This is a genomic window from Rhodococcus sp. MALMAid1271, from assembly GCF_049195265.1.
Lineage (GTDB): Bacteria > Actinomycetota > Actinomycetes > Mycobacteriales > Mycobacteriaceae > Rhodococcoides.
Genome location: NZ_JBMIRQ010000108.1, coordinates 79,690 through 92,623, shown reverse-complemented (window position 1 = coordinate 92,623; position 12,934 = coordinate 79,690). Strand labels below are relative to the sequence as shown.

Sequence of the window (12,934 nt, the reverse complement as noted above, 5' to 3'; positions counted from 1 at the left end):
TGGTGGTGCACTGGATGTCTGGCTAGGTCAGGCTCGGCGGATCAGTGCGCCCAGCGCCAGGGATCCGAGGGCCATCCCCGTGGCCGCGCTCAACCCAGACCACCGAAAGCTATCGGACATGGTAAAGATTCCGGTGCCGCCGACGACGAACAGAATCAATACCGCGACGCTTCCCGCTGCGGCGACTTTACCCGCCCGTACGGCATGGTTACGGACGCTGACAGCGATAACTACTGCTGCGATAGCGACTGAATACAGCACCGCAGCAGCGCTGAATGTTGACCATCCAGATGCTGAGACTGAAACCGGAATAACTACCGCCGCAACAACTACGAGGGCAATCACCCCAAGGCCGGGGCCGCCGAAGAACTCTCTCGTACGCCGATCGGCCTTCAGTAGGGGCTCACTCATCAGATGTACTCCCAAATAATTCCTCCGGCGCAACTGACAGCGCATCGATCTGCTCGATGCGATCCTTGTCCACGGGTTCGTCTCGAGCCGCACCCGGCGTGGGTGCCGAGCCTTCGCTCGGGTGAGCAGTCGCGGGCACTGCGAACATTGTCAATGTGATCGCGGCAGGCAATCCTGAGGACACAAGAACATCTATTACGCGGATGGTTCTCACTCCAGTGCTCAATGTCCCTCGCTCTGGCGAGGAGACGTTCGATTCAGGCAAGACTGAGACCCGGGGCTCGCTGCGAGCAAGTCACCGGGGCCGAGTTGATCGGAACGTGGCACGCTCGGGTCGGAGTGTGCCCATCAACCCACACGGTGGTGGGTCGGAGGAAGACCGTCCCGACGTGGACCAGGAATATAAGTCTTCACATACACCGAGGTGTATTGATACGAAAGTTACCAAACAGCCCGGCATAGTGCATGCTCGTATTCGAGAAGTCGTTTACTTCACGGTCATCACGACCAGCAAAGCGGACTGTCCGGCGTCGAGGTCGATCATCGACGCCGACAGGTCGATGGGCTCGTACCCACCATCGACAGTGAGAAATCGGATTCTTGGCCACCACCGAAGACAGCGCCACACCGGATCTCACACGGCCTCCGACCATCACCACCGACATCTGCCGCGGCTCGATCACATCGATAAGCAACCAACCGTTCTTCTCCGCCACCACGCCACCATGTCATGCTCGTTGATGCTGCGCAGGCCTCACCCGCGCGGCAGCGGTCAACGCCTGCAACGACACCGTCGGTACCGCCATGATCGTCACCCCCCAGTGAACCGAACTAGAACATATGCTCGAACTGATGGTGAGAGTAGACGACGCCACCGACACAAACGGTGGACGGGAATCCAATGCCGTGAAACTACCGAGTTGAACTGGGGATTCGGTGTCGGAAGTGCAGACGTCAGGCTGTGTGGATGCCGTACCTGAACAGCGTGTTCCACCGTTCGTCTGTCAAGAACAGTGGAAGGATGGCGGCCGTGAGTGCGCCGGACGCTGCTACTACGTAGTTGCCTGCGACCAGTGACGCCACGGAACCCAGCGCGTAGCAGGCCAGCGTCATCCGCGGTAGCAACCACGTTGGCTTGCAGGCGCTCCGGCGAATGCCGAACACAGCGACCGCAGCCACGGACACCAGGACCAGTAAGTGCCCAGCGGTACGTGCACTATCGGATGGATCGAGACCCTGGAGTGTGGCGACAGCAGCCATGGCGCTCAGAAGCGCAATGCTCACCAGGTTCAGTTGCCGGTACCGAGGTAGGCCGCGAATCAACTGAACTCCTTCGCTGATGCGGACGATGTCTCGAGAACCAGGGTACCTATGCGTATTTCGACTCCGCCGTAGCCCCGTCGTGGTGGATCGGGCCGGCGGTGCGAGTCAGTGGCAGCGCGCTACCCCCACGTCGCACAGCCACGAATTCCGCAGCGATCGCCAACGCAGTTTCCTCTGGAGTTCTCGCACCCAGGTCCAGGCCGATCGGCGACTTCAAGCGTGCGAGCTCCTGCTCGGTCAACCCCACCTCGCGCAACCGTGCCGCGCGATCGTCGTGGGTCCTACGCGATCCCATGGCCCCCACGAAGGCCACGGGCAACCGCAGGGCGACCTCGAGCAGCGGTACATCGAATTTGGCGTCATGGGTGAGTACGCAGATCACCGAGCGGGCATCGACCGTCGTCCGTGCCAAGTAGGAGTGCGGCCATTCGGTGACCACCTCATCGGCGTCGGGAAACCGTGCAGCAGTGGCGAATACCGGCCGTGCATCACAAACCGTCACGTGGTATCCCAGGAATTTGCCTACGCGGGCGAGCGCGCCGGCGTAGTCGATTGCCCCGAAGATCAGCAGCCGCGGGGCGGTGGCGTACGACTGTACGAAGATCTCGAGTTCTGGCCGGCACCGCAGCGACCTGATGCCGGTGCCGCCGGAGTCCAGCATCGCCAACGCCTCTCCGACGACCGCTGAATCCACGTCCGCGAATTCGGTAGTACCCATCGTTGTCGAGGACGAGACGGCGAGCGACTGCCCTGCGTCGTCGAGGACCGTCACCGTCGCCACCGCAGTGTCCGACGCGATGGCCGCGAGCACTGCCCTCGGCGGGCCGGGCCGTACGAACACCTCAATCACCCCTCCGCAGGTCAAGCCGACCGCGAATGCGTCGACGTCGCTGTACCCGAACGATTCCCGCGTGGACCTACCGGACTCGAGGACCTCGCGACACAGTTCGTACACCGCGCCTTCGACGCACCCGCCGGAGACGCTGCCGACGGCTTCACCGTCAGCGCAGACCGCCATGGCGGCACCCGGAAGCCTTGGAGCGCTTCCGGATACCGCGATGACGGTCGCTACCGCATAGGGAATGCCTGACTGGTCCCAGGCCGAGAGACGGTCGACGATGTCTTTCACGTTACGAGATTCCCAAAGCTTCTTCGATGGGGTGCAGGGCGAAGTAGATCAGGAAGATGCTCGTCATCAGGTACAGCAGCCAATGCGTCTGGCGTGCTTTGCCTTTGGCGAGGCGAACGATCGTGTAGGAGATCACGCCCGCGGCAACGCCGACGGTGATCGAATAGGTGAACGGCATCAGCACGATGGTGAGGAAGGCAGGTATCGCGATATCGGTGTTCTGCCAGTCGATCTTGCGCACGTGCGTCATCATCAGCGCCCCGACCAGGACCAGCGCCGGTGCTGCAGCTCCCACCGGAACCACCCCGGCCAACGGTGTGAAGAAGATCAGGCTGGTCAGTAATCCGCCGGTGACGATGCTGGCCAGACCGGTTCGGGCACCTTCGGTGACGCCTGCCGCCGATTCGACCACCGCTGTATTGGCAGAGCCGTTGATCGCGCCTCCGACGATGGCACCGATGCCGTCGACGGTGAGGATACGGCTCAGCCCTGGCATCTTGCCCTGCTTGTCGACCAGACCTGCCTCTTCACCGACGCCGAGGATGGTGCCCATGGCGTCGAAGAAGCCGGAGAGTACGAGTGTGAACAGCACGACCGAGGCTGTCACCACCCCTGCACGGGCGAATCCACCGAACAGATCGACATTGAACAGCAGATCGAATTGTGGTGTGGCGACGATGGAATCGGGGACTTTCGGTACCACCGGTCCCCACGCTTTCGGGTCGACTTCGAACACCGAGTTCACGGTGATCGCGAGATTGGTGGCGACGAAGATCCCGATCAGCATCGCGCCCGGAACTTTTCGGACGAACAGCATGATCATCAGGACGAGTCCGACGCAGAAGACGAACACCGGCCACCCTGCGAGTTTGCCGAACGTACCGAGGGTCACTGCGGTCGATGCCGCCTCGTGGTGGCCGACGAAACCGGCGTCGACCAGTCCGATGAGAGCGATGAACGCGCCGATGCCGACGCCGATGGCCTGCTTGAGCACCAGCGGAATCGCATCCATGATGAGCTGCCGAATGCCGGTGAGTGCGAAGACGACGATGACGACACCCTCGAGGACCACCAGACCCATCGCCTGCGGCCAGGTCATGAACGGAGCGGCCTGGAACACCACGATCGGCGTCACCCCCAGGCCCGCCGCCATGGCGAGCGGGGCGTTGCCGACCACACCCATCAGTATCGTCGTCAGGCCGGCGGACAGCGCCACCATGGTCGACAACTGAGCCGGATCGAGGGTGGCACCAGTGACGTCACGGGCATCGCCGATGATGAGCGGGATGAGGACGATCAGGTATGCCATGGCCACGAATGTGGTGACACCACCGCGTATCTCACGCGATACCGTGGAGCCACGGCCGGTGATGTCGAAGAACCTGTCGATCTGGGATCGACCGCGTCCTCGTCGATCTGTGCTTGTCGTGCGTACATCGGTCATGATCGGCCCTCCCAGGGCGTGATCAACCTGTCTCGAGCGTCGACGGTGACCGTGCCGGGGGAGTTGGCGTCAGGTACCGCTGTGCGGGAGAGGGTTTCGTCGAGTGGGAATGAGATGGTCTAGCTGTTGACGATGTGTTCGGGGCGAACCGGCACCCGCGTCAACGCGAGGCCGGTGGCATTGCGGATGGCAGCGATGACGGCGGGCGTGGACGACAAAGTGGGTGGTTCGCCAGCGCCACGAAGGCCGTAGGGTGCCAATGGATCCGGATTCTCGAGGATGTCCAGCTTCATGGGCGGCATATCGAGAATCGTCGGGATCAGGTAGTCGGTGAACGACGGATTCTTCACCAAGCCGTCCACGACGACGATCTCCTCCATCACCGCGAGACCGAGCCCTTGGGCTGTGCCGCCGTGGATCTGGCCCTCCAGGGACAGGCGGTTGAGGATCTTTCCGACGTCCTGAACAGCGGCCATCTCGACCACTTTCACCAGCCCGAGATCGACATCGACATCCACCACGGCGCGATGGACACACAGGGCGAGCTGGGTGTGGCTCGCTCCCTGACCGGTCACCGGATCCATTCCGCTGGTGGGACGATGGTGGAACTCGCGGGTCTGCTCGACGACGCGATCGCCGAGCACGTCCTCGATCGTGGCCAGGACGCCATCGGTGGCCGAGACGATCTTGCCGCCGTCGAGGCTCAGATCGGCCACGGCTCGGCCGAGGTACAGGCCCGCCAGCACGAACACCGCCTCCCGAACGGCCTCGCAGGCGGCCTTGACGGCGCCGCCGGTCATGTACGACTGCCGCGAGGCCGAGGACGACCCGGCGTTGCCGACCTTGGTGTCGGCGGGGTGGATGACCACCTTTGTGACACCGAGTTCGGTGCGCGCGATCTGTGCCTCCAGTGTCACCAGCCCCTGGCCCACCTCGGCGGCAGCGGTATGTACCAATACCGTTGCCTCACCGCCGATGACTTCGAGCCGGACGCGAGCAGTGGAGTAGTCGTCGTAGTTCTCGGAGAAGCAGATGTTCTTGATGCCGACGCCGTAACCGATCCCACGTACGACGCCCTCGCCGTGCGTGGTCTGCGAGGCACCGCCGGGCAGGTTTCGGATGTCCGACGCGTCCATGGGGGCAGGCAGTTCCATCGCTTCGGCTCGGGCGAGCATCTCGGCGAGCGGTGCCGGAGCCTCGATGACCTGGCCGGTCGCCAGGACGGATCCCTGACTGACGGCGTTGATCTGCCGGATCGCAACCGGGCCGATGCCGCAGGCCTCGCCGAGTTTGTCCATCATCGATTCGTACGCGAAACAGGCTTGTACAGCGCCGAATCCACGCATCGCACCGCACGGTGGATTGTTGGTGTACACCCCGTAGGCGTCGATCTCGATGTTGGGAATGACATACGGTCCGACGCCGAGCGATGCGGCGTTGCCGACGACATTGAGAGTGGCGGAGGTGTACGCACCGCCGTCGAGGATGATCTCCACATCTGCGAACACCAACTTGCCGTCGCGGGTGGCACCGTATTCGTAGTGCATCTGTGCGGGATGGCGGTGAACGTGCCCGAAGAACGACTCGTAGCGGTTGTAGACGATCTTGACCGGTTTGCCGGTGTGCATCGCCAGCATCGCCGCGTGGATCTGCATGGACAGGTCCTCCCGGCCGCCGAACGCTCCACCGACACCGGCGAGGGTCATCCGAATCTTCTCCTCGGGCAGGCCGAGGCACGGGCCGATCTGTGCGAGGTCGTTGTGCATCCACTGAGTAGCGACGTAGAGGTCGATGCCGCCGTCCTCGGCGGGTACGGCCAACCCGGACTCGGGCCCGAGAAAGGCCTGGTCCTGAATACCGACGGTGAAATCGCTGCTGACGATCACCTCTGCACTCGCGCGGGCAGCGGCGACGTTGCCGACCCGTACCGGCTGATGCCGCGCCACTCCGCCGCGTTCCTGCACTTTCGGGTAGTCCGGGTCGAGGGCTGCGCGTCGCGCATCGGTGAGGGGCTCGAGTACGTCGTAGATCACGACGATCTTTTCCATTGCGCGGCGGGCTGTCTCGGGATGATCTGCGGCGATCAATGCGATCGGCTCACCCTCGTGCCGCACCTCGTCGAAGGCGAGTACCGGTTGATCCCAGGTGTGATCGAGTCCGAAGCACTTGCGTCCTGGCACGTCCTCGTGGGTGAGTACAGCTTCTACTCCCGGTGTGGCGAGCGCCTGCGAGATGTCGACCGAGACGATCTTCGCGCGAGGGTGCGGACTGCGGAGCGTTGCGCCCCAGAGCATTCCGTCGATGAACAGGTCCGAGGAATAGGCGAACTCGCCTTTCACTTTCAGCGTGCCGTCCGGCCGCAGCGGGCTGTCTCCGACGCGTCCGCGACCGGGAGCCGGAGTATCGACCGGAACTTGCCTGGGGGTGGTGGTCGGTGTGCTCACAATACGTCCTCTGCGAGTTTCATCAGGCGACGGTGCGCATCGGCTCCGGCGCGACCTATTTCGTCCTGCGGTGCACTGGTCAAGATGTCGTTCTCGACGATCGTTCGACCGCCCACCATCAAGCGAGCGAGCGGCGGGGTCTGCCCGTAGGCGAAGGCCACGACCGGGTCGTCCACGGCCGAGTAGAAGCCGTCCGTCCGCCAGATCGCGATGTCTGCCAGCTTGCCGACCTCGAGCGATCCGATCTCGCTCTGTCGTCCGAGTACCGTTGCTCCGCCGAGGGTTCCGATCTCGAGGGCTTGACGCGCCGTCAGTGCGGTCGGCCCGTACTTGGCGCGCTGCATGTACATCGCCTGACGAACCTCACCTGCAAGTGGCACCATCTCTGCCGAGGCCGAGCCGTCGACTCCGAGGCCGACGGGAGCGCCGGCGGACAGCAGGTCCGAGATTCGAGCGATTCCCGCGCCGAGGCGAGCATTGGAGCTCGGGCAGTGGGCGGTGCCGGTGCCGGTGGCCGCCATCTTCGCGATATCGGAATCGTGCAGGTGAACCGCGTGCGCGAACCACACATCGTCACCCAGCCAGCCGACCTGTTCCATGTATTCGACCGGGGTGCAGTTCATCTGAGCGAGGCAGTGCTCTTCCTCGTCCAGAGTTTCGGCCAGGTGGCTGTGCAGCCGAACGCCTTTCGCGCGAGCGAGCGCGGCGGATTCGACGAGCAGCTCCTTGCTGATGGAGAACGGCGAACAGGGAGCGACCGCGATGCGCAGCATCGAACCGAAGGATCCGTCGTGGTAGCTGTCGATGGCCTCTGCTGTGGCGGTGAGGATGTCGTCGAGCGACTCGACGACCTCATCCGGTGGCAGACCGCCGTCGGACACGCCCCGGTCCATCGAGCCACGACACGGCTGGAATCGGACTCCGATGCGCCGTGCCGCGTCGATCTCGGCCGCGAACAGATCGCCCCGGCCCTTGGGGAAGATGTAGTGGTGATCGGTGCTGGTGGTGCAGCCCGACTTGGCGAGCCAACCGAGCCCTGCCGCAGCGGCACCCCCGACCACCTCGGCATCCATCTTGGACCACGGCTTGTACAGTGCAACAAGCCATTCGAACAGGGTGTTGTCCTTGGCGAGGCCCTGTGAGGCCCATTGGTACAGGTGGTGGTGGGTGTTCACCAGTCCGGGGGTGACGAGGCAGCCGGACGCGTCGATCGTCTGCGCCCCGTCGATGACAGGGGCCGGGCCCGATCCGATGGCGCTGATGGTGGTGCCCTCGACGACGAGATATCCGTCGGGGATCTCGGCACCGACGATGGGTGCGATGTAGGCACCCGAGATCACCGTGGTCATTTGGCTTCGGCCTTTCGAGTTGCTGCCAGCCGGACGGCATCGAGGATCTTTTCGTATCCGGTACAGCGGCAGAGGTTTCCAGCGAGAGATTCGCGAATCTCCACATCGGACGGGTTGGGAACGCGCTCGATCAGATCGTGCGCTTGCACCACGAGCCCAGGGGTGCAGAATCCGCATTGAACGGCTCCACACTCGACGAACGCTTCTTGCATGGGGTCCAGCTTCTCGCCCTCGGCGAGGCCCTCGACCGTACGGATCTCGCGGCCCTCGACCTGGCCGGCGGCCACCAGGCAGGCGCACGCCGGGATACCGTCGAGATACACCGTGCACGAACCGCATTCACCCTGCTCGCAGGCGTTCTTCGATCCAGGAAGTCCCAGACGCTCACGCAACAGATACAGCAGACTCTCGCCCTCCCAGACGTCGTCGGCTTCCATGTTCTTTCCGTTGACGGTGCAGTTCACTCGCATGTGTCAGGCCACCTTCCGTGCGGCTGTGAGGTCTCGCCATGCCCAGCCGAGCGTGCGGCGGGCCATGACGGACAGGGCGTGTTTCCGGTAGTCGGCTGTGCCCCGTACGTCGTCGATGGGACTCGCTGCTGCACTGACCAATCGGCCGAATTCCTCCGACACCCGCGGATCGAGGGCACCGTCCCAGTCGAGTTCGGCCGCGAGGTAGTTCTCGGCATCGTAAGCCCGGCGCGGCGTCGGTGCAGCGGAACCGAGACCGGTACCGACGCGACCTTCCTGCGGGAACAGTGCGAGCGAGAACGAGCAGACGGCGATGACCATCGCGTTGCGCGTGCCGATCTTCGAGAAGTACTGCGGTCCCGCTGCCGGTGCGACGTGGAAGGCGCGGATGAGTTCGTCCGGTAGACAGGAGTTTCGCTTGACGCCGAGGTAGAACTCGGTCGCGGGAATCATGCGGGCACCGCGCTCGGCCGATTCGACCTCCACGGTCGCACCCGCCGCGAGCAAGGGCGCATGTAGATCACCTGCTGGTGATGCCCCACCGAGATTGCCGCCGACGGTGCCCCGGTTGCGGATCTGCGGTGAGCCGACGGTGCGGGACGCCTGGGCGATGCCGGGAAGCGCATCTCCGAGCTCGGCGATGATGCGGACGTAGGGCACACCGGCACCGACCCGCAGTGTCCCGTCGGGCAGCTGTTCCCATTCGGTCAGTTCGGTGATCGGGTTCAGATCGAGCAATGCGCCCGGCCGGTGCAGATCGAAGTTCATCTCGACCATGACGTCGGTGCCGCCCTGGATGGGCACCACGTCGACATCGTCGGCCTTTGCGGCCAACGCGTCGCTCCAGGTCTGTGGTCGCAGAAAGTCCATGTTCGGTGCTCCGCTCGCTGTTCATGTTCTGTGTTCACCCAGTACAGCCGCCGGGCGCACCGCGAACGAGAGACAGGAACGACGAAGTATGACGCCGATCACAGTGTAGGTTTTGGAGGATCCTACGAAGAGGAGGTCGATGCACCGTGCGACTACGTGATCTGGCCGATCTTCCCGACTTGAAACTGCAGCCGATGGTGACACCCGAGCATTTCGATCCGTCCATCAGATGGGTCGTGACCACCGACATGCTCGATCCGAGCCGCTACCTCAGTGGGGGAGAACTGGTCTTGACCGGTCTGATGTGGCGAACAGGCCCGGAGGACTCGAGCACCTTCGTGCACGCGGTGTCCAAGGCGGGCATATCGGCGCTCGCGGCCTCCGATGGCGGTGTGGTGCCGGACGATCTGATCGAGGCCTGCCGCGAACACGGACTACCGCTCTTCCGGGTTCCCGCCGACGTCGCCTTCGCCACGGTGACCGAGAGTGTCGTTCGGCAACTGTCCTCGGCGCGTGCGTCCGATCTGAGCCTCGTGCTGGATCGGCATCGACGGCTGGTGGCGAGCGCAGGCCCGGGAGGCGGTCTGGGGGCGCTGCTGGAGATGGTGAGCTCTGATCTGGGCATGAACTGCTGGGTGATCTCCGCCTCGGGGCGGGTCCTCGCCGGCTCCGAGGATCTGACCGATACCGAGGCGATCGGACGGGAGTTCCTGACCTCGCCGCACCTGCCGCGATACTGCAGGGCTCAGCGAGTGTCGATCTTCCCGGTCGACGGCGAGGCCTCACCACGCGTCGTCGACTGGTTTCTGGCCTTCGAAAGCGATTGGCAGACATGGGATTCACCGAGACTGTCGCTTGCTGGGCAGCTGGCGTCCATCGTCGCCGTCGAGCGCAGTCGAGTCGACGACCGAGTGTCCGGATCGGGCATCCTGGCACAGGAATTCTTCCGCTCGATCGCCGGCGGTGCCACGCCGAACGACATACTGGCACAGATGCAGGTCATCGGACTCGATACCGATGCGCACTACGCGGCCGTCGTCGCCGCCACCTCGGGAGAGACTCTACGGCTCGGTGAGCTGCGCCCACTTCTGCGAGAAGTGTTGGCACCGCTCGAGATCACGCTCGGAGTGGTCGGCACCGAGGCCATCGCGTTGGTGCCGGCTCGTACCGACAAGACCGACTCCGTTCGGAACGCGGTCAGATCGCTGGCCCCCGGATTGATCGGCAGTGGCACCTCGATAGGAGTCAGTGCTCCCACCGCACCCGCGGACATCAGAAGCGCGATCGAGGAAGCGCGCTACGCCCGCAGGCTCGCCGAGGGGCGAGGCGCGGACTGCAACGTCGTCGGTCATGATGAACTAGCAACGCTCACAATACTTCTGGCAAACGTTCCCGACGACGTTCGACGCATGTTCACCTCTCGCCTACTCACTCCTCTCGCCGAATACGACGCACAGCACCACAGCGATCTCATCGCCACGCTGTCGATGTACCTCGACACCAACGGGGCCTGGACGCGATGCGCCGAGCAACTGCACATGCACGTCAACTCCGTCCGCTACCGCATCCAGCGGGTCGAGGAACTGACCGGGCGAGATCTGTCTCGTCTGGAGGACAGAATCGAGTTCTACGTCGCTCTGCGCTTGAGATGACCGGTCCGGGTGGATGCACCAGGTCGCCCGGTGAGGAAGCCCTGCACCATGTCTGCTCCGAGTTCTACGGCCACACGCAGTTCCGCCTCGGTCTCGATGCCCTCCATGATGACCCTCGACCCGATCTCGTGAGCGAATTCGATCACCGACGCGGCAGCGGCCCTGCGGACCGGGTCGGTGTCGATTCCGTGCACCAGCGCGTAATCGACCTTGAGTGTGTCGGGCCGCAATTCGACCACCTGACGAAGTCCGGCGAAACCGGCACCCACGTCGTCGACGGAGATGAAGATTCCTACCGCGCGCAAGGATTCGATGCTTCGGGTGACCGCACGATAGTCGTCGACCCGCTCGTGCTCGGTGATCTCGAGGTGAAACTGTCGATCCTTCTGGAACGGGCGAAGTTTGGTAGGCAGATCGGTACTGCGGATGGTGTTCGCCGATGCGTTGAGGGAGAGAAAGGTCCCGGCGGGAAGTGACTCGGAAGCGGCAAGTGCACGGTCGATGGCGGCGACTTCGAGAAGCGGCCCGATTCCGGCATTGGTCGCATCGCGGAACCACATCGTCGGTGAGCCGTAGCCGAACGGAAAGCGTGAGAGTGCCTCGTAGCCGACGACCTCTCTGGTGACGGTGTCGCATATGGGTTGGAACACCACGTCCGGTCCGCCTGCCGAGATCAAGCCCTCGATGCGCGTTCGCACATCGGCTCGGGTTCCGGTGGTGCTACCGCGGGATCTGCCATCGTCCTCGGACAGTCGAGACTTGCTGCGGTACATCTCGATGTCTGCCAGCGCGATCAGCTTGCGAACCACGGCCGGAGTGACGGGTTCCCCGGCGAGAAACTCGGAGGCAGATCCGACACTGGCGGTGTAAGGCGGCCCCGAGTAGCTCTCGTCGAGGCCGACTCGGATCCTGTGGTCGCTCGACGCGATCTGCTCGGCGGAACCGATGTGCACGATGACGAACTCGTCTCCGCTCAGGCGCGAGACCACGGAGGTCTCCGGAACGGCCGAGACGAGCCGCGAGGCGATATCGATCAGCACCGCGTCGCCGGTGGGATGACCGAAGCGGTCGTTGATGTCCTTGAATCGGTCGACGTCGAGAACCGTCACTCCGATGGTTCGATCGGTTGTGGTGTCGGCGTACGCGTCGTTGACGCCGTCGATTGCTTCGAGCAATCCGCGCCGGTTGTACAGGCCCGTCAGCGAATCGATGACCGCGCCCGATGCCCGAGAGCGCAGGTACCGAAGGTAGGTTCGCATCATCAGCGGGGTGAGATACAACGTGGCCACGGTGACTGCGGTTGCGCTCACCAGCCACGGGTTCGTTCCCTGCCGCACCGCAAGGACACCGAGCGTGAGCACCGTCGCCACGGATACGGCCAGGTGGGTCCACATCACTCGGCTGGAGCTGGCGATGACGGTGAACACGCCCACGATCGTGAACATCATGCATCCGGTCAATGGGACGAAGCTGTCGACGCTGCTGAACAGGATGGCCACGATGCTGACGTCGGCATAGAGCACGAAGGCGTTGGCCAGCGGCGGCGAGGGCCACGGCCGCACGAACCAGGCAATGGCTACCGGAATCGCCGTCAGTGAGCCGATCAGAACGAAGACGGGCACACCGCCGTAGTAGATGCCGCTCGGTGCCATCAACACCCCGGACAGGCCGAACAGCAGTGTCAGACATCCGATGAAGTAGCGCACCCAACGCTCGCGGGTGGTATTGGCGAAGAAGGTGTGATCGTCCGCGGCGTCCTCGTGCGGGGCGTCGAGCCCAGGTCTGTAACGCGTACGGCCCTCGGCCGCCGGAACGATCCCCGGATCGGAAATGGGCATACCT

11 protein-coding genes are annotated in these 12,934 nt (G+C 63.8%); 1 reads left to right on the top strand and 10 read right to left on the bottom strand.

Going from position 1 to position 12,934, the window contains the following annotated elements:
• Positions 1–27: 27 nt before the first annotated feature.
• The 9 genes from ACOQFP_RS18240 to ACOQFP_RS18200 form a co-directional block, all read right to left on the bottom strand.
• Positions 28–261, bottom strand: a complete 234-nt coding sequence (locus tag ACOQFP_RS18240; RefSeq protein ID WP_421585103.1) for a hypothetical protein — start codon at positions 259–261, stop codon at positions 28–30.
• 560 nt (positions 262–821) lie between these two features.
• Positions 822–1,127 carry a hypothetical protein gene (locus tag ACOQFP_RS18235; protein WP_421585102.1) on the bottom strand — a complete coding sequence of 102 codons (306 nt, stop codon included), beginning with the start codon at positions 1,125–1,127 and terminating at the stop codon, positions 822–824.
• A gap of 238 nt (positions 1,128–1,365) precedes the next feature.
• Positions 1,366–1,695, bottom strand: a complete 330-nt coding sequence (locus tag ACOQFP_RS18230) for a hypothetical protein (RefSeq protein WP_421585101.1) — start codon at positions 1,693–1,695, stop codon at positions 1,366–1,368.
• Positions 1,696–1,780: 85 nt separating this feature from the next.
• Positions 1,781–2,863: an XdhC family protein gene (locus tag ACOQFP_RS18225; protein ID WP_421585100.1), complete on the bottom strand. Its 1,083-nt coding sequence runs from the start codon at positions 2,861–2,863 to the stop codon at positions 1,781–1,783.
• A gap of 1 nt (position 2,864) precedes the next feature.
• On the bottom strand, positions 2,865–4,307 hold the full coding sequence (locus tag ACOQFP_RS18220; RefSeq protein ID WP_421585099.1) for an NCS2 family permease: 1,443 nt from the start codon (positions 4,305–4,307) through the stop codon (positions 2,865–2,867).
• A gap of 119 nt (positions 4,308–4,426) precedes the next feature.
• The gene (locus ACOQFP_RS18215; RefSeq protein WP_341244431.1) at positions 4,427–6,751 is read right to left on the bottom strand and encodes a molybdopterin cofactor-binding domain-containing protein; all 2,325 of its coding nucleotides are present in this window, start codon (positions 6,749–6,751) and stop codon (positions 4,427–4,429) included.
• Complete coding sequence (locus ACOQFP_RS18210; RefSeq protein ID WP_421585098.1) at positions 6,748–8,100, bottom strand: 8-oxoguanine deaminase; 1,353 nt, start codon at positions 8,098–8,100, stop codon at positions 6,748–6,750. The genes ACOQFP_RS18215 and ACOQFP_RS18210 overlap by 4 nt, the downstream gene beginning before the upstream one ends.
• Positions 8,097–8,570 carry a (2Fe-2S)-binding protein gene (locus ACOQFP_RS18205; protein ID WP_421585097.1) on the bottom strand — a complete coding sequence of 158 codons (474 nt, stop codon included), beginning with the start codon at positions 8,568–8,570 and terminating at the stop codon, positions 8,097–8,099. The genes ACOQFP_RS18210 and ACOQFP_RS18205 overlap by 4 nt, the downstream gene beginning before the upstream one ends.
• A 3-nt stretch (positions 8,571–8,573) precedes the next feature.
• Positions 8,574–9,440 carry an FAD binding domain-containing protein gene (locus ACOQFP_RS18200; RefSeq protein WP_341244432.1) on the bottom strand — a complete coding sequence of 289 codons (867 nt, stop codon included), beginning with the start codon at positions 9,438–9,440 and terminating at the stop codon, positions 8,574–8,576.
• Positions 9,441–9,586: 146 nt separating this feature from the next.
• Between ACOQFP_RS18200 and ACOQFP_RS18195 the strand changes: the two genes are divergently transcribed.
• A complete protein-coding gene (locus ACOQFP_RS18195; RefSeq protein ID WP_421585096.1) occupies positions 9,587–11,092 on the top strand; it encodes a PucR family transcriptional regulator in 1,506 nt (501 codons plus the stop codon).
• Here ACOQFP_RS18195 and ACOQFP_RS18190 read toward each other — a convergent pair.
• The gene (locus tag ACOQFP_RS18190; protein ID WP_421585095.1) at positions 11,068–12,930 is read right to left on the bottom strand and encodes an EAL domain-containing protein; all 1,863 of its coding nucleotides are present in this window, start codon (positions 12,928–12,930) and stop codon (positions 11,068–11,070) included. The genes ACOQFP_RS18195 and ACOQFP_RS18190 overlap by 25 nt on opposite strands.
• Between the last annotated feature and the right edge of the window lie 4 nt (positions 12,931–12,934).

Excerpts from the sequence above, each read along its gene's own strand:
- ACOQFP_RS18205 (WP_421585097.1), bottom strand. The coding sequence starts at position 8,570 with ATGCGAGTGAACTGCACCGTCAACGGAAAGAACATGGAAGCCGACGAC.
- ACOQFP_RS18220 (WP_421585099.1), bottom strand. The coding sequence starts at position 4,307 with ATGACCGATGTACGCACGACAAGCACAGATCGACGAGGACGCGGTCGA.
- ACOQFP_RS18200 (WP_341244432.1), bottom strand. The coding sequence starts at position 9,440 with ATGGACTTTCTGCGACCACAGACCTGGAGCGACGCGTTGGCCGCAAAG.
- ACOQFP_RS18190 (WP_421585095.1), bottom strand. The coding sequence starts at position 12,930 with ATGCCCATTTCCGATCCGGGGATCGTTCCGGCGGCCGAGGGCCGTACG.
- ACOQFP_RS18210 (WP_421585098.1), bottom strand. The coding sequence starts at position 8,100 with ATGACCACGGTGATCTCGGGTGCCTACATCGCACCCATCGTCGGTGCC.